21 protein-coding genes are annotated in these 23,029 nt (G+C 68.6%); 11 read left to right on the plus strand and 10 right to left on the minus strand.

All coding sequences use genetic code 11. The features are described from left to right. Positions 1–34: 34 nt before the first annotated feature. On the minus strand, positions 35–1,174 hold the full coding sequence (dnaN, locus tag ACIBF7_RS04915; RefSeq protein ID WP_148035927.1) for a DNA polymerase III subunit beta: 1,140 nt from the start codon (positions 1,172–1,174) through the stop codon (positions 35–37). A 522-nt stretch (positions 1,175–1,696) separates the two neighbouring features. Next, on the minus strand, positions 1,697–3,292 hold the full coding sequence (gene dnaA, locus ACIBF7_RS04920) for a chromosomal replication initiator protein DnaA (RefSeq protein ID WP_397196471.1): 1,596 nt from the start codon (positions 3,290–3,292) through the stop codon (positions 1,697–1,699). 447 nt (positions 3,293–3,739) lie between these two features. Here dnaA and rpmH point away from each other — a divergent pair, with 447 nt between their 5' ends. From rpmH to ACIBF7_RS04960, 8 genes are all read left to right on the plus strand, one after another. Beyond that, complete coding sequence (gene rpmH / locus ACIBF7_RS04925; RefSeq protein ID WP_020547366.1) at positions 3,740–3,877, plus strand: 50S ribosomal protein L34; 138 nt, start codon at positions 3,740–3,742, stop codon at positions 3,875–3,877. Between the two features lie 63 nt (positions 3,878–3,940). After that, on the plus strand, positions 3,941–4,306 hold the full coding sequence (rnpA, locus tag ACIBF7_RS04930) for a ribonuclease P protein component (RefSeq protein WP_148035929.1): 366 nt from the start codon (positions 3,941–3,943) through the stop codon (positions 4,304–4,306). After that, positions 4,303–4,581 carry a membrane protein insertion efficiency factor YidD gene (yidD, locus tag ACIBF7_RS04935; RefSeq protein WP_148035930.1) on the plus strand — a complete coding sequence of 93 codons (279 nt, stop codon included), beginning with the start codon at positions 4,303–4,305 and terminating at the stop codon, positions 4,579–4,581. Before rnpA ends, yidD begins: the two co-directional genes overlap by 4 nt. A 4-nt stretch (positions 4,582–4,585) precedes the next feature. Then, positions 4,586–5,536: a membrane protein insertase YidC gene (gene yidC, locus ACIBF7_RS04940; RefSeq protein ID WP_397196472.1), complete on the plus strand. Its 951-nt coding sequence runs from the start codon at positions 4,586–4,588 to the stop codon at positions 5,534–5,536. Positions 5,537–5,556: 20 nt separating this feature from the next. After that, on the plus strand, positions 5,557–6,045 hold the full coding sequence (locus ACIBF7_RS04945) for a R3H domain-containing nucleic acid-binding protein (RefSeq protein ID WP_148035932.1): 489 nt from the start codon (positions 5,557–5,559) through the stop codon (positions 6,043–6,045). Positions 6,046–6,293: 248 nt separating this feature from the next. Then, complete coding sequence (rsmG, locus tag ACIBF7_RS04950; protein WP_397196473.1) at positions 6,294–6,986, plus strand: 16S rRNA (guanine(527)-N(7))-methyltransferase RsmG; 693 nt, start codon at positions 6,294–6,296, stop codon at positions 6,984–6,986. Between the two features lie 136 nt (positions 6,987–7,122). Further along, positions 7,123–8,055 carry a ParA family protein gene (locus ACIBF7_RS04955; RefSeq protein ID WP_271276846.1) on the plus strand — a complete coding sequence of 311 codons (933 nt, stop codon included), beginning with the start codon at positions 7,123–7,125 and terminating at the stop codon, positions 8,053–8,055. A 271-nt stretch (positions 8,056–8,326) separates the two neighbouring features. After that, the gene (locus tag ACIBF7_RS04960; protein WP_397196474.1) at positions 8,327–9,292 is read left to right on the plus strand and encodes a ParB/RepB/Spo0J family partition protein; all 966 of its coding nucleotides are present in this window, start codon (positions 8,327–8,329) and stop codon (positions 9,290–9,292) included. A 324-nt stretch (positions 9,293–9,616) separates the two neighbouring features. On the opposite strand, the gene ACIBF7_RS04965 is transcribed toward ACIBF7_RS04960, so the two are convergent. From ACIBF7_RS04965 to ACIBF7_RS04975, 3 genes are all read right to left on the minus strand, one after another. Next, a complete protein-coding gene (locus ACIBF7_RS04965) occupies positions 9,617–10,660 on the minus strand; it encodes a threonine aldolase family protein (RefSeq protein ID WP_397196475.1) in 1,044 nt (347 codons plus the stop codon). Between the two features lie 1,319 nt (positions 10,661–11,979). Continuing rightward, entirely contained in the window at positions 11,980–12,951 is a 972-nt protein-coding gene (locus ACIBF7_RS04970; RefSeq protein ID WP_148035936.1) for a D-alanine--D-alanine ligase, read from the minus strand. A 140-nt stretch (positions 12,952–13,091) separates the two neighbouring features. Beyond that, positions 13,092–14,324, minus strand: a complete 1,233-nt coding sequence (locus ACIBF7_RS04975; RefSeq protein ID WP_246640482.1) for a PLP-dependent aminotransferase family protein — start codon at positions 14,322–14,324, stop codon at positions 13,092–13,094. A gap of 267 nt (positions 14,325–14,591) precedes the next feature. Here ACIBF7_RS04975 and ACIBF7_RS04980 point away from each other — a divergent pair, with 267 nt between their 5' ends. Continuing rightward, on the plus strand, positions 14,592–15,209 hold the full coding sequence (locus ACIBF7_RS04980; protein ID WP_397196476.1) for a GNAT family N-acetyltransferase: 618 nt from the start codon (positions 14,592–14,594) through the stop codon (positions 15,207–15,209). Positions 15,210–15,245: 36 nt separating this feature from the next. Here the strand turns inward: ACIBF7_RS04980 and ACIBF7_RS04985 are convergent, their stop codons facing one another. Beyond that, positions 15,246–16,196, minus strand: a complete 951-nt coding sequence (locus ACIBF7_RS04985) for a LysR family transcriptional regulator (RefSeq protein ID WP_397196477.1) — start codon at positions 16,194–16,196, stop codon at positions 15,246–15,248. A 100-nt stretch (positions 16,197–16,296) separates the two neighbouring features. Between ACIBF7_RS04985 and dnaE the strand changes: the two genes are divergently transcribed. Continuing rightward, positions 16,297–19,821 carry a DNA polymerase III subunit alpha gene (gene dnaE / locus ACIBF7_RS04990; RefSeq protein WP_397196478.1) on the plus strand — a complete coding sequence of 1,175 codons (3,525 nt, stop codon included), beginning with the start codon at positions 16,297–16,299 and terminating at the stop codon, positions 19,819–19,821. Next, a complete protein-coding gene (locus tag ACIBF7_RS04995) occupies positions 19,818–20,105 on the plus strand; it encodes a DUF6300 family protein (RefSeq protein ID WP_148035941.1) in 288 nt (95 codons plus the stop codon). Before dnaE ends, ACIBF7_RS04995 begins: the two co-directional genes overlap by 4 nt. Positions 20,106–20,153: 48 nt before the next feature. On the opposite strand, the gene trxA is transcribed toward ACIBF7_RS04995, so the two are convergent. The 4 genes from trxA to sigM all read right to left on the minus strand — a co-directional run bounded on the left by trxA (position 20,154) and on the right by sigM (position 23,025). After that, positions 20,154–20,468, minus strand: coding sequence for a thioredoxin (gene trxA, locus ACIBF7_RS05000; RefSeq protein WP_148035942.1), 315 nt, complete (start codon positions 20,466–20,468; stop codon positions 20,154–20,156). Positions 20,469–20,480: 12 nt separating this feature from the next. Next, positions 20,481–21,413, minus strand: coding sequence for a thioredoxin-disulfide reductase (gene trxB / locus ACIBF7_RS05005; RefSeq protein ID WP_148035943.1), 933 nt, complete (start codon positions 21,411–21,413; stop codon positions 20,481–20,483). Positions 21,414–21,538: 125 nt separating this feature from the next. Next, positions 21,539–22,399, minus strand: a complete 861-nt coding sequence (locus ACIBF7_RS05010) for an anti-sigma factor family protein (protein ID WP_397196479.1) — start codon at positions 22,397–22,399, stop codon at positions 21,539–21,541. Continuing rightward, positions 22,396–23,025: an RNA polymerase sigma factor SigM gene (gene sigM / locus ACIBF7_RS05015; protein ID WP_148035945.1), complete on the minus strand. Its 630-nt coding sequence runs from the start codon at positions 23,023–23,025 to the stop codon at positions 22,396–22,398. Before sigM ends, ACIBF7_RS05010 begins: the two co-directional genes overlap by 4 nt. Between the last annotated feature and the right edge of the window lie 4 nt (positions 23,026–23,029).

The following is a 23,029-nucleotide window of genomic DNA, read 5'->3' on the forward strand; positions in this document are numbered from 1 at the left end:
CCTCGTCCGGATTCCACCATCTCCGACCGATTATTCAGCTAGACAGGCGAATCGGCATGATCAGGTAGCGGTAATCGGGAGTGCCGCCCTCGTCCACAGGCTTTCCACCGGTGAGGATGGCGGGCTTGGTCGAGGTGGTCATCTGCAGGCGGGCCACGTCGGAGTCGATCGCGCCCAGCCCTTCGAGCAGGAACTGGTGGTTGAAGGCGATGTTCATCTCCTCGCCCTCGTACTCGACGGGCAGGGCCTCGACGGCCTGGGCCTCGTCGCCGCTGCCCGCCTCCAGCACGACCTCGCCGCTCCTGAAGGCCAGCCGCACCGGGGTGTTGCGCTCGGCGACCAGGGCGACGCGCTTGACCGCTTCGACGAACGGGCCTGTGGACAGGTCGGCGCGCGCGGAGAACTCGGTGGGCAGCAGCGAGCGGTACTTGGGGAACTCGGGGTCGAGCAGGCGCGTGGTGGTGCGCCGGCCCGCGCTGGAGAAGCCGATCATGCCCTCGCCGGTGCCGCCGGCGGAGCTGAGCGCGATCTCCACCTCGGCGCCGGTGGCGCCCAGGGCCTTGGCCGTGTCGGCCAGGGTCTTGCCGGGGATCATCGCGATGGCGGAGAAGTCGGGCTGGCCAGGCTGCCACTTCAGCTCGCGCACGGCCAGACGGTAGCGGTCGGTCGCGGCGAGGGTGACGGTGTCGCCCTCGATCTCCATGCGCACGCCGGTCAGCATCGGCAGCGTGTCGTCACGTCCGGCGGCGACGGCCACCTGGCTGACCGCGGAGGCGAAGACGTCGCTGCCCACCCGGCCGGCCGCGGGCGGCATGGCGGGGAGCGTCGGGTAGTCCTCCACAGGCATGGTGAGGAGGGTGAACCGGGCGCTGCCGCACGTGACGACCGCCTTGGCGCCCTCCACCACGAAGTCCACAGGCTGTGCGGGAAGCGAGCGGGTGATCTCGGCCAGCAGTTTGCCGGAGACCAGGACCATGCCGGGCTCGCCGGTGTGCAGTTCGAGCGTCACCTCCGCCGAGACCTCGTAGTCGAAGCCGGACAGCTTCAACTGCTGCTCCTCGGTGACCTCCAGGCGCATGCCTGCGAGGACGGGCACGGACGGCCGTGCCGGGAGACTGCGTGCCGTCCATGCCACCGCCTCAGCGAGGACGTCTCGCTCGATTCGGAACATCACGGTGATCAGCCTCCTGCTTCGTCGTTGATTCCAAGTGTCTCGCCTCCGGCAGACGCGAACAGCGAGAACCCCTCTATGGGTCTTGAGTTTCTTCTTAAGAGATAAGTGGAGTCATCACACTAGGGGCGGTGGATACTGTGGAAAACCTGCGTCTCCGCAGCTCGACGGCCCGATTTTCATCCACTGCGGGTGTGGGTGACGCCTGGGGGTAACTTCGGCGGCTGGGGATGAAGCCGCGTCGCCCACAGGCCGTCCCCAGATCTTGGTGCCTTCGTCCACCGGTCATCCACCGGGTTTCCACCGGTTGTCCACGGGGTAAACGGGTCTTCCGTTCCGCCCTCGGAGACTGTTCACAGGCCGTCCCCAAGTCATCCACCGGTAGTCCCCAGGTTCTCCTCAGGATGTCCCCACTGTTATCCCCAGCCTCTGTGCAGGAAATTTCCGGGCATAGCGGGGCGTACGAACGGCGGCTTGGCGCGTTTCCCCTGATCCACAGCGTTTTCCACAGGGTGTGCATGACGGCTAGGACCCGCGCGACGTCTGTTTGATGCGCATTGTCAGCTCGTTGACCTGGTTGTACATCGAGCGGCGCTCCGCGATGAGCGAGCGGATCTTGCGTTCGGCGTGCATCACGGTCGTGTGGTCGCGGCCGCCGAACTGCTGCCCGATCTTCGGCAGCGACAGCTCCGTCAGCTCCCTCGCCAGATACATCGCGATCTGCCGCGCGTTCACCAGAGCTCTGCTGCGCGAGCTGCCGCACAGGTCGTCGATGCTGATGCCGAAGTATTCGGACGTCTTCGCCATGATCGTGGCGATGGTGATCTCCGGCCCCGACTCCGAGGTGATCAGGTCCTTCAGCACCACCTCGGCCAGCTGGAGATCCACACCCTGCCGGTTGAGGCTGGCGAACGCGGTGACCCTGATCAGCGCCCCCTCCAGCTCGCGGATGTTGGTGGAGATCCGGCTGGCGATGTACTCCAGCACCTCCGGCGGCGCCGCCAGGCCCTCCTGTATGGCCTTCTTCCTGAGGATCGCGATCCGCGTCTCCAGCTCGGGCGGCTGCACGTCGGTGATCAGGCCCCACTCGAACCGGTTGCGCAGCCGGTCTTCCAGCGTGATCAGCTGCTTCGGCGCCCGGTCACTGGAGATCACGATCTGCTTGTTGGCGTTGTGGAGCGTGTTGAAGGTGTGGAAGAACTCCTCCTGCGTCTGCTCCTTGCCCTCCAGGAACTGGATGTCGTCCACGAGCAGGATGTCGATCGCGCGGTAGCGGCCCCGGAAACCGTCGGCCTTGTGGTCGCGGATGCTGTTGATGAAGTCGTTGGTGAACTCCTCGGAGCTCACGTAACGCACCCGGGCGCCGTCGTACAGGCTCTGCGCGTAATGCCCGATCGCGTGGAGCAGGTGAGTTTTCCCCAGCCCCGAGTCGCCGTAGATGAACAGCGGGTTGTACGCCTTGGCCGGCGATTCGGCGACGGCCACGGCCGCGGCGTGCGCGAAGCGGTTGCTGGCGCCGATGACGAAGGTCTCGAAGGTGTATTTCTGGTTGAGCCGGGCCGGCTCGCTGGGCTTGCTGCTCTTGGCTTCCCACCGGTTCGGCGCCGGTTCCGGCGCCTTCTCCACAGGCGGTGTGTACGACGGAGGCTGGTCGAACGTGCCCGGGTCGAAAGAGAACGAAGGCTGTGGATATTCGGTGGACGGCTGGCCGGATTCCGGCTGTGGAGAATAGAACTGCGGGGGCTCGGAAACCTGGAAATGCTGGGGTGGCGCACCCTGTGGAAAACGCGGCTGGGGGTCCTGCCCCTGGGGATAACCATTACCCCCAGGCTGGGGATGAAGATCCTGCTTGGGCGGCTCGGGGGCGGTGGTGTCGATCATCACGGCCAGCCGCATGGCGCGGCCCAGCTCCTGGGACAGCGCGTGAGCCACGAGCGGGCGCAGCTTGCCCTCGATGAGGTCCTTCAGGAAGTCGTTGGGGACGCCGAGCACGATCGTGTCGTCCGCGAGAGCGATGGGGCGCACCATCCCGAGCCAGGTGCGCTGCTGTATGGGCACGTTCTCGTTGAGAAAGTTGCCCAGAGCCCTGGCCCATACCGCGCCGAGGTCGACGTTGGTCATCGGGCGTTTCCCCCTCCTTCCTATCGCGGCCCCCCCGCGAGTGTTATCCACACCCAGAGGGCCACCGCCTCGCGATCAGCCCTGCCGTCCACAGCGTCGAGCCCGGGTGGGAACCCCCAGGGTCTCCACAGGAGATCCACAAGTTGTGCACAGCCCTGCTAGTGGGTCTGGAAGGGCCGACAGTATCTATGTGCACAGCTGTGTTCAAGGCGTTGTCCACAGCCTAGTGGTACCTGAGTGCACAACATGTGGACGTCGGCGGGCCGGTGGAAAAGTCGCCTGTGGATCCGTGGATGACGGTTCCGGTTTGACCTGGGGCGCTCCTGACCCGTAACGTACGACGGTCGGCTTGTCACGCGTCGGCTATTTCGCGTGCCCTCGCCTTAATGACAGGCCAGCCATGTGTGTTCAGCGCCTCGTGCGCACCCTCAAGCCTGGAGCCCACTCGTGAGCAAGCGTACTTTCCAGCCGAACAACCGTCGCCGCGCGAAGACCCACGGCTTCCGGCTGCGGATGCGCACCCGGGCCGGTCGTGCCATCCTCGCCTCTCGCCGCCGCAAGGGCCGCGAGAAGCTGTCGGCCTGATCGACCCGCGCCCGACTTTCCGCCCGCCGGTGACTTGTGCCGGCGGGCGATAGGCGTATTCCCATGCTTTCCCGGCCATCCCGCATGCGGCGGGGCGACGACTTCCAGAAGGCGATCAAGCGCGGAAATCGCGCCGGTCGCCCTACTTTGGTGATACATCTCGCCGTTTCTGGGGAAGAGACGCCTCTGGTGGGTTTCGTGGTGAGCCGGGCCGTCGGAGGCGCGGTGGTGCGCAACAAGGTCAAGCGGCGGCTCCGACACCTGATGCGCGAGCGTCTCGACCGGCTTCCGAGAGGTAGCCTGCTTGTGGTACGCGCCAACCCCCCGGCCGCGTCAGCGCGATACGAGCACCTCGCCGCCGAGCTCGACTCCACCCTGGACCGATTGCTCAGGCGGCACGAGTCCGCGATGGATGGGCAGCAGAGATGACGGAGCAGCCGCAAGGGACGCCGAGCCTCGCCGCTCGCGTGCTGATCGTCCCCATCCGGTTCTATCGGGCGTTCATCAGCCCCCTGCTCGGTCCACGCTGCCGCTTCTACCCATCGTGCAGCGCGTACGGGCTTGAGGCGATGTCCGTACACGGAGCCCTGCGCGGCACATGGTTGACTGTCCGGCGCATCGGGCGGTGCCACCCATTCCACCCCGGAGGTATAGACCCGGTGCCCCCACGCCCGGTTCGGTCTCACGAATTGCAAGGGAGATAGCTCAGTGGAGCTGTCCTGGCTGAGCTGGCTCTATGAAGCCGTAGCCTTCGTCATCACCTGGATCCATACGGGATACGCCACCTTCCTCAACCCGGACAGTGGCCTGACGTGGGCGTTGACCATCATCACGTTGACCGTGCTGATGCGGATCTGCATCTTCCCGCTCTTCCTCAAGCAGATGCGCTCGTCGAAGAAGATGCAGGAGCTCGCCCCCAAGGTGGCGGACATCCGCAAGCGCTACAAGAACGACAAACAGCGCATGAACCAAGAGGTCATGGCGCTGTACCAGGGCGCGGGCGCGAACCCGCTGGGCGGGTGCCTTCCCGTTCTGGCGCAGTTCCCGATCTTCATCGGCATGTTCACCGTGCTGCAGGCGATGGCCAGCGGCGAGCCGAAGTTCGGCATGACCCAGGAGCTGGTCGACAGCGCCGGCAAGGCGCACATCTTCGGCGCCCCGCTGCCGGCCTACTTCTTCATGCCCGAAGCGGACATGATCGCCCTGGACGCGAGCCCCGTGCAGACGCGGGTCGTGATGGCGATCTTCGTGGCGCTGAGCTCGCTGACCACGTTCCTCACCGTCCGGCAGAGCGTCACGCGATCCATGGCGCAGATGCCCGACAACCCGATGGCCCAGCAGCAGAAGATCCTCATGTGGATCTCGCCGCTGTTCGCGTTCTTCAGCCTGAACTTCCCGCTCGGCCTGATCCTCTACTGGGTCACCACCAACGTGTGGACGCTCGGCCAGCAGCACTGGTTCTACAGCCGCAACCCGATGCCGCAGTTCGACGCCAAGGGCAACGTGATCCCGGTCAAGCCCAAGCCGAGCCTGTCCCAGCGGCTGCGCGGGACGACTCCGGAAGAAGAGGCCCCCGCCCCGCCTCCTGAGCCTAAGATCGTCAGGAACCAGCCCAGCCGCCAGAGCCGCAGCAAGCGCACCGGCAGCAAGAAGTCGTGATTACGAAGGAGAGGCCGGTCATGACCGAGGCCGAGCAGGAGAAAGCTCCTGATCTCAACGCGCTGGAGCAGGAAGGCGAGATCGCGGCCGACTACGTCGAAGGCCTTCTCGACATCGCCGACATCGACGGCGACATCGACATGGACGTCGAGGGAGACCGCGCGATGGTCTCCGTCGTCGGCATCAAGAGCAACGAGCTGGTCGGCCCGGACGGCGAGGTGCTGGAAGCGCTGCAGGAGCTCACCCGGCTGGCCGTCCACAGGCAGACGGGGGAGCGGTCACGCCTCATGCTCGACGTCGCCGGCTACCGCGAGCGCCGCCGCGCGGAGCTCACCAAGCTCGGCACCGAGGTCGCCGACCAGGTCAAGGACCACGGTGAGCCCAGGGCTCTGGAGCCGATGACTCCCTTCGAACGCAAGATCGTCCACGACGCGGTGGCGGCCGCCGGCCTCCGCAGCGAGTCCGAGGGCGAGGAGCCCAACCGCTACGTCGTGGTCATGCCCGCCTGACCACTCCTCTGGCATCCCGGCCGCCGGCCCGCCTTCGGGCGCCGGCGGCCGTCGCGTTTTCAGGCCTCTTCCAGGGCTTTCAGGGGTACGAGCGAGCATCCGTTCTGTCCACAGCCTTATCCACAGACCCCCTCCCCAGCTGCGCTTCCGCATTGTGGAAAAGTCGGCGCGGCGCGCTCTGGGGTTCCGTTCAGGCAGGGCCGATAGTCTTCGGTGAGATCGCCTGCCCAGCCTAGAAACCGTCACCCATGAGAAAGGGCCACCAAGCAGTGAGCGACGAGCTGCCGCCTCCGCCGGACATCGCGCGGGACGTGTTCACCGGCGACGCCTGGGACCGCGCCCAGGAGTTCGCCGGACTGCTCGCCGGCCCCGGGGTGGTGCGAGGGCTGCTCGGCCCGCGCGAGGTGCCGCGGATCTGGGACCGTCACCTGCTCAACTGCGCCGTCGTCGCGGAGGCCGTGCCTCATGACGCCCGCCTGGTCGACATCGGCTCCGGTGCGGGCCTGCCCGGGCTGGTGCTGGCGATCGTCCGGCCGGATCTCACGGTCACCCTGCTGGAGCCGCTGCTCCGCCGTACCGTGTTCCTGGAGGAGTGCGTCGAGGCGCTCAAGCTCGACAACGTCGAGGTGCTGCGCGGCCGCGCCGAGGAGCTGAAGGGCAAGCGGGAGTTCGACGTCGCCAGCGCCCGCGCCGTCGCGCCGCTCGACCGGCTGCTCACCTGGGCGATGCCGCTGCTCCGCGAGGGCGGCGAGCTCATCGCCATGAAGGGGGAGCGGGCCGCCGAGGAGCTTACCGAGGCGGAGCCGCGACTCAAGGCCGTCGGCGCCCTCACGGCCGAGCTTGTGACCGTGGGGCACGGTAAGGTCGAGCCGCCTGCAACACTGGTGCGAGTCGTAGCGGGTCGCGCGCCGGAGCAGAAAAGGCGGCGACGAAGGAGGTGACGGCATGCCAGTCGCGCAATGCGGTCTGGGCTGGCCGGACAGGCCTCTGTCCGAGAATCCCACCGGGGTTGGCTGGCCCGAAATGGGCGTGTCCCGACAGCGAATCCCCGTCACCGATACGCCACGGGTTGAAAGGATGGCCATCGTGACCCAGACCCCCCTGAACCCAGGTGATTCGCCGTTGGTACGAGAGGCGCTCAACTCAGTGGTTTCACGTGAAACACCGGCCGCACAGTTGCCCGCCCAGGCGGGTGATCTCCCCCTGGGCGACAGTGACGCCTGGCCCAAGCCGGCGAAGACCCGGGTGATCGCGGTGGCGAACCAGAAGGGTGGCGTCGGCAAGACCACGACCTCGGTGAACATCGCGGCCGCGCTGTCGATGAAGGGCGAGCGCGTGCTGGTGGTCGACCTGGACCCCCAGGGCAACGCGTCCACCGCGCTGGCCACCGAGCACCGTGGTGACGTGCCGGATGTCTATCAGGTGCTGGTCGACGACCTGCCGATGGCGGACATCGTCAAGCAGGTCCCCGACATGCCCAACCTCTACTGCGCCCCCGCCACCATCGACCTGGCCGGCGCGGAGATCGAGCTCGTCTCCCTGGTGGCTCGGGAGGCGCGGCTGCGCCGGGCGCTGGCCGCGTACGACTCCATGGACTTCGACTACATCATCATCGACTGCCCGCCGTCGCTCGGCCTGCTCACGGTCAACGCCCTGGTCGCGGCGGACGAGGTGATGATCCCGATCCAGTGCGAGTACTACGCGCTGGAAGGTCTCGGGCAGCTCCTCAGGAACGTCGACCTCATCAAGGTCCACCTCAACCCGACGCTCCGCCTGTCCACGATCGTCCTCACCATGTACGACGGCCGCACCCGGCTGGCTTCACAGGTGGCGGAGGAGGTCCGGGCGCACTTCGGGGACACGGTGCTCAACACGCTGATCCCGCGTAGCGTCCGCCTCTCGGAGGCGCCCAGCTACGGGCAGTCGGTGATGACGTACGATCCGGGCTCCAGTGGTGCGATGGCCTACATGGACGCCGCTCGGGAGATCGCCCACCGCGCGTTGGTGTGATCTCTCTGGGTCACGACGGGACGGTGCCCTTTCGACGGCAGTGGCCAGCGGCTCAGCAGCCGCCGAGCACCTGGTGAGGGTCGGCCGCCTGAGCTGATCGAGTCATGCATGCCCGCTGTGCCCCCCTCTCTGGGGTTCTGGCATCGGGTGTGTTCAGGGCATGGTGGTGTAAATCCGGTGGGACGGTGTGTAGAGGCGGCCCTGGCCGGGGCAGGCAACGGTAACCTCTCCTGGAGTGACCGGAATCGGTTCGGGTGGATGAGGAGACGCAGTGAGCCAGCAGCGGCGGGGATTGGGCAAGGGGCTGGGGGCGCTCATTCCGACCGGTCCCATTGTTGACGGCGCGGGGACGGTGCCCCCTGCCAACGGTTCGGCGGCGCCGGAGGTCGGACCGAAACCCGTCGCCGGGGCGTACTTCAAGGAAGTCGCCGTCTCCGCGATCGTGCCGAACCCGCGTCAGCCGCGTGAGGTGTTCGACGACGAACGCCTTCTGGAGCTGGAGGCGTCGATCCGCGAGGTCGGTCTCCTGCAGCCCGTGGTGGTGCGCCCGGTGGGTGGCGGACAGTACGAGCTCATCATGGGGGAGCGGCGGCTGCGGGCCTGCAAGATGGCGGGCCTGCAGGAGATTCCGGCGATCGTCCGCAACACCCGTGACACCGACCTCCTCCGCGACGCCCTGATCGAGAACCTCCAGCGTGAGCAGCTCAACCCGCTGGAAGAGGCCGCCGCCTACCAGCAGCTCCTCGACGACTTCGATGCGACCCACGACCAGCTCGCCCAGAAGGTCGGCCGCTCCCGCTCACACATCACCAACACCCTCCGCCTGCTCAACCTCCCGCCGGAAGTTCAGCTCAAGGTCGCGGCCGGCTCCATCACGGCCGGTCACGGGCGCGCTCTGCTCGGCCTGTCCACGCCGGAGGAGATGATCCTGCTCGCCAAGCGCATCAGCGCCGAGTTGCTCTCGGTGCGCGCGGTGGAGGAGATCGTCGCCCTTGGTAGCGCCCAGGCCGCTCCGGCCAAGCCCGTCCGTGAACGCCAGGCCGGCAAGCCCACCGCCCCGGGCCTCTCCCATCTCGCGGACCGGCTCTCTGATCACTTCGAAACCAAGGTGAAGGTCGACCTCGGGCGCCGGAAGGGGCGCATCGTGGTGGAGTTCGCCACGATCGACGACCTTGAGCGCATCATCGGCACGATGGCGCCTGAGGCGGCCCGTGCCATGCGAGAGGCCGGGGAGTAGTTCCGGTTCAAGTCCTCGGTTTCACGTGAAACGTCCGCCGACTGCCCACGCCCCGTGTTTCACGTGAAACACGGGGCTTCTTGTTGGCGGCGCTGTGGGACTTCGCTCCTCGTGTCGTGGTGAAGGTCCTTGCCTATGGCTCGTGGTTCTCCATCCGGGGAGGGCTCGGGGGCGTGTTTCACGTGAAACGTAGGGCTTGGTGTTTCTGGCGCTGTGAGACTGCCTGTCTCGTGGCGGCGGTGAGCGTCGTTGCCCATGGCTCGTGACTCTCCCCGCCCTGCGAGGGCGCTTGGGACGTGTTTCACGTGAAACACGGGTGGGGCGTTAGGCGGTGGCTGCCTTGCGGATGTCGTCGAGGAAGTCGTCGACATGTTCCGGTGTCGTGTCGAAGGCGGTCATCCAGCGGACGACGCCTGCCGTCTCGTCCCAGAAGTGGAAGAGATAACGGCGCTTGAGCGCGGTGGCGACCTGGATGGGGAGCCGCGCGAAGACGGCGTTGGACTCGACGGGATACTCCAGGGCGACACCGGGGACGTCGGCGAGGCCGTTCGCCAGGCGGAGGGCCATGGCGTTGGCGTGGGCCGCGTTCTGCCGCCACAGGTCGTCGGTGAGAAGCGCGCTGAGCTGAGCCGAGATGAAGCGCATCTTCGAAGCGAGCTGGAGCGACTGGCGGCGCAGGAACGGGGCGGAGTCGGCGAGGGACGGATCCAGGACGACGACCGCTTCGGCGGCCAGCGCGCCGTTCTTGGTGCCGCCGAAGCTGAAGACGTCCACGCCCACCGCCGTGGTGATCGCGTCGAGGCCGCACCCGCGATGGGCCGCCGCGTTGGCCAGCCGGGCGCCGTCGACGTGCAGGCGCATGCCGGCGGCGTGGGCGGTCTCGGCCAGGGCGGCGATCTCGTCGGGGGAGTAGCAGGTGCCGAGTTCGGTGACCTGGGAGATGGAGACGACGCGCGGCTGGGGCTGGTGGTGGTCGCCCAGCACGGACAGCCGGGAGGTGATGTCACCAGGGCGCAGCTTGCCGTCCGGAGTCGGGACGGTCATGAGCTTCACGCCGAGGATGCGTTCCGTGGCGCCGGTCTCGTGGGTGGCGATGTGGGCGGTGTCGGGACAGATGATCGCGTCATAGCGGCCGAGCATGAGGGCCAGGCCCACCATGTTCGCGCCCGCGCCGTTGAGCACGGCGAAACCCTCGGCATGAGAGCCGAACACGTCCTTGACGCGCTGCTCGAACGCCCCCGTCCAGGTGTCGCCGCCGTATGCGGGTGCGTCGCCCTGATTGGCGGCGGCCATGGCTTCGAGGATGGCTGGATGGACGCCGGCGTGGTTGTCGCTGGCGAAGCTCTTCGGGTAGGTCGGCTCGATCACACGCCAAGGCTACTTACGAAAGAGACGCCCCTTCGTACGAGATCCGTCGCATCCGATCGAGGATGGCCGCACCCGCATCCAGGAACGAGCACGCCGACGACCGGCGACCTGAGCGACATCGAGAAAGCCGCCCAACGCGCTACCCCGGACCACGGCAACCGGCGATTCCCACAGGCGTGACCCCAGCACCTCGGCGGACAGCAAATCAGAAGGGACACACTCCCACGCCCTCGACGCGAGTTCCGGCTTCGATAGGAGGCGAGTCTCAGGCAGGAGAGCCACCACGGTCGGGTCGGTGGCAGGCGCTGTACCTGGACCTCGGCGAGGGCGAGTCCAGTAGAAGGCGGTGGTGCTTACGACGGGGAGGCATTCCCACAGACTCGGCAGAGGACGCTGCTCCCGCTCTTGGAGAGGACGAGTCCAGTAGGAGGCGCTGCGCCTCAATCCCGGTGGTTGGGCGCGCATGACGAGGCGCCACCACGCCCTTCAGCCGGGGCGTCCCAGCTCGGCGCGGCGCATCGGGCGGGAGAGCCCCACGGCCCCTGTGTGGCGGGGTCGACGCTAGGAGTTGCTCCCGGCCTTGGCGGGTGGTGCGTCTGGCGGGAGGCATTCCTACGGACTTCGGCGGAGGGCGCTGCCCCCGGCTCTCGGAGAGGGCGGCGAGTTCCGTGGGAGGCGCTTCCCTCGACCTTGACGTGTGCGATGGGAAGCGCTCCGACACCCTCCGGGCAAGCCTCCGCTTCGGCGGGTGGCGAGTCCATGAGACCCGGCGTGGCCAGGGCAGGGCAGGAGTTGTTCTCGACCTCGGCGAGCGCGAGCCTCGCAGGAGGCGCTCCTACGCCTCTCGACGGGAGGCAAGGACCGGCTTCGGTGAGTGGCGACTCCCGAGAGGGAGATGCTTGCTGAGGCTGCGTGGGAGAACAGCGGGAGGCGCTGCTTTCGACCTTGGCGTGTGGCGCATTGGAGGGGAGGGTCCCAGGGACGTCGGCGTGGCGACCTCGGCGGGTAGCCCGTACGACGGGAGGCCCTTCCACGGACCTCGGCGGAGGGCACTGCTCTCGACCTCAGCGGGCGTGTGCGATGGGACGCTCCTGCGTCCCTCGGGGCGGCTCCCAGCTTCGGCGGACGGCGAGTCCCCTGCGGGAGGGCTCCATGGATTCCGACGTGGCTGGGTTGACGGGAGGCGCTGCTCTCGACCTCGGCGGGATGCGCTCCTGCACCCCCCAGGACGAGTCCGAGTTCGGCTGAGAACCTCGCGTGGCCGGTGGAGACAGTCCTCCCGACCTCAGAGGAAAGGCGCGTCCTCGGGGTGAAGGAGGTCAGAGGGTGGAGAGGTTGGGGCGGGGGCGGGAGGCGGCGTTCTGGAGGAGGGCGCGGCAGAGGTCGCCGAGGTCCTGGCCGGCCGCTTCCGCCGCCATCGGCAGGAGGGAGGTCTCCGTCATGCCGGGTGCGACGTTCACCTCCAGGAAGTGGGGGGTGTCGGTGGCGTCGACGATGAGGTCGGTGCGGGAGATGTCGCGCAGGCCGAGCGCCGTGTGGGCCGTTACGGCGGTTTCGGCGCAGGCCGCCGCCGCGGCGGGGGACAGGCGGGCGGGGGCGAAGAACTCTGTGTGGCCGGCTGTGTAGCGGGCGGCGTAGTCGTACACGCCCTCGTCGGGGACGATCTCCACGGCCGGGAGGGCGACGGGGCCCTCGCCCAGGTCGACGACCGAGACCGCGACCTCGATGCCCTCGACGTACCGCTCGATCAGCGCGGTGTCGCCGTAGGCGAAGCAGCCGACCATCGCGGCCGGGAGCTCCTCGGCGGTGCGGACGATGGAGGCGCCCAGGGCGGAGCCGCCGCGGGCGGGCTTGACGAACAGGGGGAGGCCGAGCTGGTCGACGATGCGGCCGAGCACGGCCGTCGCGCCGAGGTCGTGGAACGTCTCCTTGGGCAGCGTGATCGAGGCGGGCGTGCGCAGGCCGACCGAGCGGACGACGGCCTTGGCCGTGGGCTTGTCGAAGGCGACCCGGCACGCGTCGGGGTCGGCTCCCACGTACGGCACGTTGAGGAGCTCCAGCACCGAGCGGATCGCGCCGTCTTCGCCGGCTCCGCCGTGGAGCGTCACGAACACGGCGTCGGGCGGGTCGGCCAGGATCGACGGCACCAGCGACGCGTCCGTGTCGCGGGCCTCCACGTCGATGCCCGCCGCCCTGAGCACCTCGCTCACCCGGCGGCCGGAGCGCAGGGAGACTTCACGCTCGTAGGAAAGGCCGCCGGCCAGCACGAGCACGTGGCCCAGGTCGCTCATCTCTTCTCCTCGCTGATCGCCCGAGGTCCAACCGTACCGGCGGAGAAGGGGCGGTGGCGTACGACGGGCGTGGTTCACGCCGGCCGGGTGGAACGGCGAACGACCGGCGTCCGCGCGGACGCCGGTCGTTCGTGAGGTGGTCAGGCCAGGTCGGGGCCGGGCGTGTCCACGCCGGGGTGGTCCCGGGTGGAGCCGGTGCCGAACGTGTCGCGCAGCTGCATCTCCTGCTCGATGACGCCCGCCAGACGGCGGACGCCCTCCCGGATGCGGTGCGGCTCCGGATAGCAGAACGACAGCCGCATGTGGCGGGCGCCGCTGCCGTCGGAGAAGAACCCGGTGCCCGGGACGAACGCCACCCGCTCGGCCACCGCGCGGGGCAGGATCGCCTTCGAGTCGAGCCCTTCGGGAAGCGTCGCCCAGACGAAGAACCCGCCCGCGGGCCGTGTCCAGGTGACCTCCGGAGGCATCAGCGACTCCAGGGCGTCGAGCATGGCGTCGCGGCGCTCGCGGTAGAGCTCCTTGAACGTCTTGATCTGCTCGCGCCACGGCTGCGTGGCGAGGTACTGGCCGACGGCCAGCTGGGTGAACGACGAGTGGGACAGCACGGCCGACTCCATGGCGAGCACGAGCTTGTCGCGGACGGCGTGCGGGGCGAGCGCCCAGCCGACGCGGAAGCCCGGGGCGAGCGTCTTGGAGAACGACCCGAGGTAGACCACCCCGTCGGGGTTGTCCGCGCGCAGCGCGCGCATCGGCTCGCCGTCGAAACCGAGCAGCCCGTACGGGTTGTCCTCGACGATGAGCACCCCGGCGCGCTGGCAGATGTCGAGCACCTGCTGGCGCCGCGCGGTGTTGAGCGTGACGCCGCCGGGGTTGTGGAAGGTCGGGATCGTGTACAGGAACTTGATCGGAGCTCCCGCCGTCTCCAGGGCGTAGATGGTCTGGGCGAGGGATTCGGGCAGGATGCCCTGATCGTCCATGGCGATATGCACCACTTTGGCCTGGTATGCCGCAAAGGTTCCGAGGGCGCCCACGTACGAGGGGCCCTCCGCCAGGACCACATCACCCGGATCGATGAAGATCCGGGTGATCAGGTCGAGTGCCTGCTGTGAGCCGACGGTGACGACCACGTCGTTGCCGCCGGCCTGAATCCCTTCCAGCGCCATGACCTCGCAGATCTGCTCGCGCAGATGCGGGTCGCCCTGGCCGGAGCCGTACTGGAGCGCTACGGGCCCGCGCCTGGTCACGAGATCCGAGACCAGCTCGCCGACCATGTCGAGGGGAAGCGCCGTGACGTACGGCATGCCGCCCGCGAGCGAGACCACCTCGGGCCTCGACGCGACGGCGAAGAGAGCTCGGATCTCGGAGGCGACCATCCCGGTAGCTCGCGCGGCGTACCGGTCGACGTAGGCGTCGATGCGCGACCCTTGGGTCGCGGGCGTCTGACCGTGATCCTGCTCTTCTGTCACGGCCCACCTCCTAGGTGTATATCGATCCGAGACTCCAGGTTACGCCAGCCGGACATGTCGCCCATGACGGGGCGGTACGGCCGTGGTGCCCGCTGGCGAGACCGTCACTGGGCTACGATGCCAGGTGGGGACGCGGTTTTCCGCGCTTTTCCGGGTCTACGATTGGGGCCGTAGTTGTCGCGTCGGCTGGTCAATATCACCCTGGACAATCTGGAAGATCTTCCAAGGCGCTGCCGCCAGTGTGTTTTCTGGGAGCTCGACCCTGTCAGCGGAGAGCGGGCGGTGAAGTCGGGTGACCCGGGGCTGGAGAAGGAGGCCTGGATCTCCGGCACGCTCCTCGAATGGGGGAGCTGCGGGAAGATCGTCTATGTCGACGGGGTGCCCGCGGGGTTCGTGCTCTACAGCCCTCCGCTCTACAGCCCGCGTTCGGTGGCCTTTCCCACGTCCCCGGTCAGCGCCGACGCCGTGCTGTTGATGACGGCCCATATCGTGCAGGAGTTCTCCGGTGGCGGGCTGGGGCGGATGCTCATCCAGGGCGTGGCGAAGGACCTCACACGCCGGGGGGTCAAGGCGATCGAGGTATTCGGGGACCTCAAATGGGAGGAGCCGAGTTGTGTGGTTCCTGCTGAATATTTGCTTTCCGTAGGCTTTAAAACTGTTCGTCCGCATTTGCGATTTCCGCGGCTACGGCTGGAGCTGAAAACCGCCGTGTCCTGGCGCGAGGACGTCGAGGTCGCCCTGGAACGTCTCCTGGGCTCCATGAGCCCCGAACGCGCCCTTCGCCCGGTCTGACCCCAGTCTGCCCCCGCCCGCCCTCGTACGGGCCCGTCAGCGCCCTCCTGCGGCCAGGGCGGCCAGGGCGGCGCGATCGGCGTCCGGCACCCACTGACGCCGCGGGTCGAGCGGCCGGAACCTCTCGGACACGAAGTCGACGAGCGAGGCCAGCACCGGGTGGTGGTTCTGCCGGTGGTAGAGCAGCGAGCACGGGTAGACGGGGACGGGGTCGACCACCGGGATCTGCACGACACCGGCGTGCCAGGGCAGGCGGCAGCCCTCGCCGACGAACCCGAGGCGTTCGCCCGAGGCGATGTCGGCCACGAAGTGCTCCCAGCCGAAGTCCGGCCCCGTCGCGTCGATCCGGAGGTCGAACGCGGCGCCGAGGAGGCCGTAGAACTCGGCCCACTCGCTGCCGGGGGCGTTGCCGGGCATCCACACGGTCGATCCCGAGAGCCGTGATACCTCCACCGCCCGCCGGTCGGCCAGCGGGTGGTCGCGGCTGATCAGCAGGTGCACCGGGTCGAAGTAGGCCGGCACGTACCGGAGGTCCTCCTCCAGCGTCCCGCTGACGCGGACGAAGGCGGCGTCGACGGATCCCCTGGTGAGCGTGCCGCGGGCCGACCTGAGGCCGTTCGAGGTGGTGACGTCGATGTGCAGGTCCTCGGCCGTACTGTGGAACGCCCTGACCAGCTCGACCGAGGCCAGCCTGGTGTCCAGGACGTCGACCCGGAGCGGGCGGAAACGGCCGCGCAGCACGCCGAGCGCCTGGTCCGCGAGGCCGACGAGGCTGCGCGCGTAGTGCAGGAACGCCCGGCCGTCCTCGGTGAGGGCGGCCCCGTTGCGTGAGCGGTAGAACAACCGCACGCCGAGGTCGGACTCCAGTTTGGCGATCCGTTTGGAGACGGCCTGCTGGCTGATCTCCAGCCGGGTGGCGGCCTCGCTGAAGGAGTGGTCCTCGGTGACGGCGACGAAGGCCCGGACCGTGCCGAGGTCCAGGTCCACAACCGGTGGATGTGGGGGATCGGCGTGTCGATTGTTGGACAACCGGGCCGCCTCTCGGGTCGAATGCTCGGGTTCGCGAGCGAGCCTACAACTGGGAGACGTGGTGTCCTTCGTCCATCTGCATGTGCATACGGAGTACAGCATGCTCGACGGCGCAGCCAAGGTCGGCCTGCTGATGGACGAGGTCGCCCGCCAGGAGATGCCCGCCGTGGCGATGAGCGACCACGGCAACGTGCACGGTGCGTACGAGTTCTTCCGGACGGCGCGCAAGGCCGGAGTCAAGCCCATCATCGGCATCGAGGCCTACGTCGCCCCGGAGTCGCGGCTCCACCGGAAGCCGGTGTACTACAGCGACAACCTCGCGCTGCGCCGGTCCGACGACGAGACCGGCGAGGGCGGCGACGTCTCCGGGCGCGGCCTCTACACGCACATGACCATGTGGGCGACCGGCGCCCAGGGGCTGCGTAACCTGTTCCGCCTCCAGTCACGGGCCTGGCTGGAGGGGCATGTCCAGAAATATCCGCGTATGGATGATGAACTGCTGGCCGAACACGCCCCCGGCATCATCGCCACCACTGGCTGCCCCTCCGGCCAGGTGCAGACCAGGCTCCGCCTCGGCCAGTACGACCAGGCCGTCGAGGCCGCCGCGCGCTACCGCGACCTCTTCGGCCCCGGCAACTACTTCCTGGAGCTGATGGACCACGGCCTGGCCATCGAGCGCCGGGTCAGGGACGACCTGCTGCGCCTCGGCAAGCGGCTCGGGCTGCCGCCCCTGGCCACCAACGACTCCCACTACGTCACGGAGGACCAGGCCAGGGCCCATGACGCGCTCCTGTGCGTGGGCACCGGCAAGCGCCTGGCCGACGCCGACCGCTTCCGGTTCTCCGGCAGCGGCTACTTCATCAAGTCTCCCGCGCAGATGCGCGCGCTCTGGGACGCCGAGGTGCCCGGCGCCTGCGACAACACGCTGCTGATCGCCGAGCGGGTCGGCGACTACGACGAGGTGTTCGCCCACCGCGATCTGACGCCGCGCTTCCCCGTACCCGAGGGCGAGACCGAGTCGAGCTGGCTGCGCGCGGAGACGCTCGACGGGGCGCGCCGCCGCTACGGCGGCGATCCGCCGCGGGAGGTGCTCGACCGCATCGACTACGAGCTGTCCGTCATCGACGCGATGGGGTTCCCCGGCTACTTCCTGGTCGTGGCCGACATCTGCCGGTACGCGCGCGAGAACGGCATCGGCCTGGGCCCCGGCCGCGGCTCCGCCACGGGCTCGATGGTCGCCTACTGCACGGGCATCACCCAGCTCGACCCGATCGAGCACCGGCTCATCTTCGAACGCTTCCTCAACCCCGAACGCGTCACCATGCCGGACGTCGACCTGGACTTCGACGACCGGCGGCGGGACGAGATGATCGACTACGTCACGCGCAGGTACGGCGACGACCGGGTCTGCCAGATCGTCACCTTCAGCACCATCAAGGCCAAGGCCGCCATCAAGGACTCCTGCCGGGTGCTCGGCCTGCCCTACGCGCTGGGCGACCGCATCACCAAGGCGTTCCCCGCGGCGGACGGCGGCAAGGAGATCCCGCTGGCCGCCATCCACGACGCCGCCCACCCCAGGCACGGCGAGGCGAGCGAGCTGCGCCAGATGTACGAGCGGGACCCCGACGTCAAGCGGGTGATCGACACCGCGGCCGGCATCGAGGGCCTGACCCGGGGCACCGGCGTGCACGCCGCAGGCGTGATCCTCTCCAGCGAGCCCCTGATCGACGTGCTCCCGCTGGTCAAGCCCAAGGCCGGCGGCCCGGTCATCACCGGTTTCCCGTTCACCCAGGCCGAGGACATGGGCCTGCTGAAGATGGACTTCCTCGGCCTGCGCAACCTCACCGTCATCGGCGACGCCATCGCGGGCGTCCGCGCCAACAAGGGCGTCGACCTCGACATCCTGGACATCCCGCTCGACGACCCGACCACGTACGAGCTGCTGGCGCGCGGCGACACGCTCGGCGTCTTCCAGCTCGACAGCGGCGGCATGCGGGTCCTGCTGAGGCTGATGCGGCCCACCACGTTCACCGACATCGCCGCGGTGAACGCGCTCTACCGGCCCGGCCCGATGGAGATGAACGCCCACACCAACTACGCGCTGCGCAAGACCGGCAGGCAGCCCGTCGAGCCCATCCACCCGGAGCTGGAACAGGCGCTGGAGCCCATCCTGGGCGACACCTACCACCTGGTCGTCTTCCAGGAACAGGTGATGGCCATCGCCCAGCAGCTGGCCGGCTACTCCCTCGGCGCCGCCGACATGCTGCGCCGGGCCATGGGCAAGAAGAAGAAGGAGGTCCTGGACGCCGAGTGGGACCGCTTCTCCGCCGGGATGCGCGAGCGCGGCTTCTCCGCCGAGGCGATCGGCGCGGTCTGGGACGTGCTGGTCCCGTTCAGCGGCTACGGCTTCAACAAGTCGCACACCGCCGGATACGGCCTGGTCTCCTACTGGACCGCCTACCTCAAGGCCAACCACCCGCAGGAGTATCTGGCGGCGCTGCTCACCTCGGTCGGCGACGACAAGGACAAGATGGCCGTCTATCTGGCCGACTGCCGTCGCCTGGGCATCAGGGTGCTGCCTCCCGACGTCAACGCCAGCCGGCTGGACTTCGCCGCCGTCGGCTCCGACATCCGCTTCGGCCTGGGCGCCGTCCGCAACGTCGGCGCCGGCGCCGTGGACGCCATCGTCACCACCAGGGAGACCGCGGGCCGCTACGCCTGCTTCAACGACTTCCTCGCCAAGGTCCCCTCTGTGGTCTGCAACAAGCGGGTCATCGAGTCACTGGCCAAGGCGGGGGCCTTCGACAGCCTGGGCCATCACCGCAAGGCCCTGGTCGCGGTGCACGAGCAGGCCGTCGACCTGGTCGCCGACGTCAAGCGGAACGAGGCGCGCGGTCAGGACTCGCTCTTCGGCGAGCACACCGAGCAGGGCGAGGGGTTCTCCGTCGTGATCCCCGAAGGCGAGTGGGACCAGGCCACGCTGCTGACCTTCGAGCGCGAGATGCTCGGGCTGTACGTCTCCAGCCACCCGCTCGACGGCGCCGAGCACATCCTCGACGCCAACCGCGACACCACGATCGCCGACCTGCTGGCCTCCGGACGGCAGGACGCCGCGGCCCGGGTCAGCGGCATCGTCTCCGGCCTGCAGCGCAAGGTCACCAAGCAGGGCAGCCCGTGGGCGATCGTCACCCTGGAGGACCACGACGCCTCCGTGGAGTGCCTCGTCTTCCCCAAGACCTACATCCTGTACGGGGAGGCGCTGGCGCAGGACCGGGTGATCTCCGTACGCGGACGGGTCAACGTGCGCGACGAGACGACGAGCGTCTACGCCGAGGAGATCGCCGTCCTGGACGTCACCCGGGCGGACGCCGAGCCGCCCGTGGTGATCTCGATCAGGGAGAACCAGCTGAACCCGCGACTCGTCCGGGAGTTCAAGCACATCCTGACCACCCATCCCGGCAGAGCTCCCGTGCACGTGCGGGTCGGGGCCGTGCTGCTGGACCTCCGCCCGTTCCGGGTCGCCGCCGAGCCGGCGTTCTACGGCGACGTCAAGGCGCTGCTCGGCGCCGGCGCGTTCGCATGACCCCGGCGTGCCCGAGGTGCCGCACCGGCGACGTCCTCGCCGTCCTGCGCCTGCCCCACATCTGGACGAACGCCTCGGGGAACGAGGTCCGGGGCATCAGCGAGGTGCTCCTGTGCGCCCGCTGCGACGCGGGCGACCCTCTCGTCGCGTCCTTCACTCCTCCGTACGATCCGGACCGGTTCGTACGGGCACTGCTGGGGAAGGCCGCCGGAGCGCGGCCGCCGGAACCGGACGAGCACGCGCTGAGAGCCGAGGCCGAGGCCTGGTATCGAGGCGAGCTGTGAACGCGAGAGCCCTCCGCCGCACGGCGGAGGGCTCTCGGACGGACGGACCTAGATGATGCCGTCGAGCTCGCGGAGCAGCATGGCCTTCGGCTTGGCGCCGATGATCTGCTTGACGAGCTCGCCGCCCTTGTAGACGTTCATCGTCGGGATCTGGAGGACACCCGCCTGCCGGGGAACCTCGGGGTTCTCGTCGATGTTGAGCTTGACGATCTCGAGCTTGTCGCCGTGCTCGTTGGCGATCTCCTGGAGGATGGGCGCGACCTGACGGCACGGGCCGCACCACTCGGCCCAGAAGTCGACCAGAACGGGCTTCTCGCTCTTGAGGACCTCGGCCTCGAACGTGGCGTCGGTAACTGCCTTCACGGATGCGCTCCCTTACTTCTCGTTGTTGGCGAGCCAGCGCTCGGAGTCGAGGGACGCCGAGCAGCCGGTGCCCGCCGCGGTGATCGCCTGGCGGTAGATGTGGTCGACGACGTCCCCCGCGGCGAACACGCCGTCGATGTTGGTGGCGGTGGTCGGGTGGGCGACCTTGATGTAGCCGTCGTCGTCGAGGTCCACCTGGCCCTTGACGAGCTCGGTGCGCGGGTCGTGGCCGATCGCCAGGAACAGCGCGTCGGTGGCCAGGTCGCACTCCTCGCCCGTCTTGACGTTGCGCAGCTTGACGGACTCCACCCTGGTGTCGCCGAGGACGTCGACGACCTCGGTGTCCCAGATGAAGCGGATCTTGTCGTTGGCGAACGCCCGATCCTGCATGATCTTGCTGGCGCGCAGCTGGTCGCGGCGGTGCACCACGGTCACCATGCGGCCGAAGCGGGTCAGGAACGTCGCCTCTTCCATGGCGGTGTCGCCGCCGCCCACGACCACGATGTCCTTGTTGCGGAAGAAGAAGCCGTCACAGGTCGCGCACCAGGAGACGCCGCGGCCGGACAGCCGCTTCTCGTTCTCCAGGCCGAGCTCGCGGTAGCCGGAGCCCATCGCGAGGATGACCGACTTGGCGTAGTAGGTCTGGTCGTAGGTCTTGACGACCTTGGGATCGGCCTTGAGGTCGACCTCCACCACGTCGTCGGCGATCAGCTCGGCGCCGAACCGCTCGGCCTGCTTGCGCAGGTTGCCCATGAGGTCGGGGCCCATGATGCCGTCGGGGAACCCGGGGAAGTTCTCCACGTCGGTGGTGTTCATGAGCGCGCCGCCGGCGGTGACGGAGCCTTCGAAGACCAGAGGCTGGAGTTCGGCGCGTGCGGAGTAGACGGCCGCGGTGTATCCGGCGGGACCGGATCCGATGATGATCACGTTACGAACGTCGTCCAACGCTCCCACGCCTCTCTAGTCTGATGTTGCCTTTGGCCTCAACAGATCCTAAGCCGTCGCCATTCCCGGCCCTCGGGCGCACACGCGAAAGAGCCCGCCGAGGCGGGCTCTTCACAGGTCAGGGACTACCAGCGGCCCAGAGCGGGCTTGCGCAGGTTCTTGCAGTTGAACGGGTCGACGACGTCGATGCGCAGCCGCTTGGTCTCCTTGTTCTTCCAGGACGCCATGATGATGGCCTCCTGGCCGTTGTACTGGCCCTGGTCGACGGCGAAGACCTCGAGCTTGGCCCGGCTGGACACCGTGCCGACGCAGTGGTCGACCTGGTTGCCGCCGGACTCGCCGCCGACGATCGGGGCGGGCGCGAGGAAGTCGCCGAGCGCCTGGGCCAGCTCCTGGTCGCTGTAGTTGTGGCCGCTGTCGGTGAGCGCGTAGGCGCGGGCCTTGATCTCCTCCCGGGCCGGCTGGCTCTGGGCCACGACCGGTGGTGGCTGGACCGTCGGCTCGCTTCCTCCGGAGGCGAGCAGGCTCGCCGACACCGCGGCGGTGCCCACCACCGCGGCCGCGGCGGCCGCTGCCACCGCGGGCATCGCCCACCGGCGCCGCCGGGCGGTGCGCGTGCGGGCCGGGACGACCGTGCCGTCGTCGGAGACCACCCCGAGTCGCACGGGCTCCGGCTCCTGCCGCTCCCATGGAGCGTCGCGCATGAGCTTGTCCCAGTCCGGCGCATCCGCCAGGCCGACTCCGCCGCGCTGGGACTCCGCCTCGGCGGCCAGCGCCTTGTCGATGCGCAGTGCGACACCCATCGGCATGGCCGGCGTGGGAGTCGCCGCGAGCACCTCTCGAACCGCCGCTAGATCGGCCAGTAGCTCCCCGCATGGGGGGCAGACCGCGAGGTGGTCGCGGACCAGGCCGGCCGTGTCGGCGTCTAGGAGGCCCTCGGCGAAATCGGCGAGGGCGTCCAGATCGTAGTGCGTTTCACCCGTCACGAAGTTCTGTCTCCCTTCGCGGATGAGACGCGACTCAAGTCAGATCGGTTCCGCAGATGCGAAAGAATCGGGGCAAGTTTCGCGCGGCCCCTGGCGCATCGGCTCTTCACCGTCCCGCTGGGCACCTGCAGCACCTGAGCTGCGTCTTCGACGGAGTAGCCCATCATGTCGACCAGCACGAGCGCGGCCCGCTGGTCGGCGGGGAGCAGTTTGAGCGCGGCCGAGACCTCCATCGACACCTCACGCTCGACCGTCTGGTCGGGCAGCTGGGCGTCGCGTTCGGCGGCCTCGATCAGCTCGTCGTCGGCCACCGGGCGCACGGACTTGCGGCGCATCCTGTCGAGGCAGGCGTTGACGACGATGCGGTGGAGCCAGGTGGTGACGGCGGCCTCGCCGCGGAACGAGCCGGCCTTGCGGTAGGCGGAGACGAAGGCGTCCTGGACGGCGTCGGCGGCCTCGTCGGGGTCGCCGAGCGTGCGCAGCGCGACGGCCCACATCCGGTCGCGGTGCCTCTTGACGATCTCGCTGAAGGCGTGAGGATCCCCGGTGATGTGCGCGGCCAGCAGATCGGCGTCGCTGACCGCAGGCCGATCCGCTGGTGAGGGGGTCTCGGGTGGGGAGTTCACAAGA

Source organism: Nonomuraea sp. NPDC050478 (genome assembly GCF_044458265.1).
In the GTDB taxonomy this organism is placed as follows: Bacteria; Actinomycetota; Actinomycetes; order Streptosporangiales; family Streptosporangiaceae; genus Nonomuraea; species Nonomuraea ferruginea.

Excerpts from the sequence above, each read along its gene's own strand:
- dnaA (WP_397196471.1), bottom strand. The coding sequence starts at position 3,292 with ATGACCAACGTCGACCTCGGCGCGGTATGGGCCAGGGCTCTGGGCAAC.
- rnpA (WP_148035929.1), top strand. The coding sequence starts at position 3,941 with ATGCTTTCCCGGCCATCCCGCATGCGGCGGGGCGACGACTTCCAGAAG.
- yidD (WP_148035930.1), top strand. The coding sequence starts at position 4,303 with ATGACGGAGCAGCCGCAAGGGACGCCGAGCCTCGCCGCTCGCGTGCTG.
- ACIBF7_RS04945 (WP_148035932.1), top strand. The coding sequence starts at position 5,557 with ATGACCGAGGCCGAGCAGGAGAAAGCTCCTGATCTCAACGCGCTGGAG.
- rsmG (WP_397196473.1), top strand. The coding sequence starts at position 6,294 with ATGAGAAAGGGCCACCAAGCAGTGAGCGACGAGCTGCCGCCTCCGCCG.
- ACIBF7_RS04955 (WP_271276846.1), top strand. The coding sequence starts at position 7,123 with ATGGCCATCGTGACCCAGACCCCCCTGAACCCAGGTGATTCGCCGTTG.
- ACIBF7_RS04970 (WP_148035936.1), bottom strand. The coding sequence starts at position 12,951 with ATGAGCGACCTGGGCCACGTGCTCGTGCTGGCCGGCGGCCTTTCCTAC.
- ACIBF7_RS04975 (WP_246640482.1), bottom strand. The coding sequence starts at position 14,324 with ATGGTCGCCTCCGAGATCCGAGCTCTCTTCGCCGTCGCGTCGAGGCCC.
- ACIBF7_RS04995 (WP_148035941.1), top strand. The coding sequence starts at position 19,818 with ATGACCCCGGCGTGCCCGAGGTGCCGCACCGGCGACGTCCTCGCCGTC.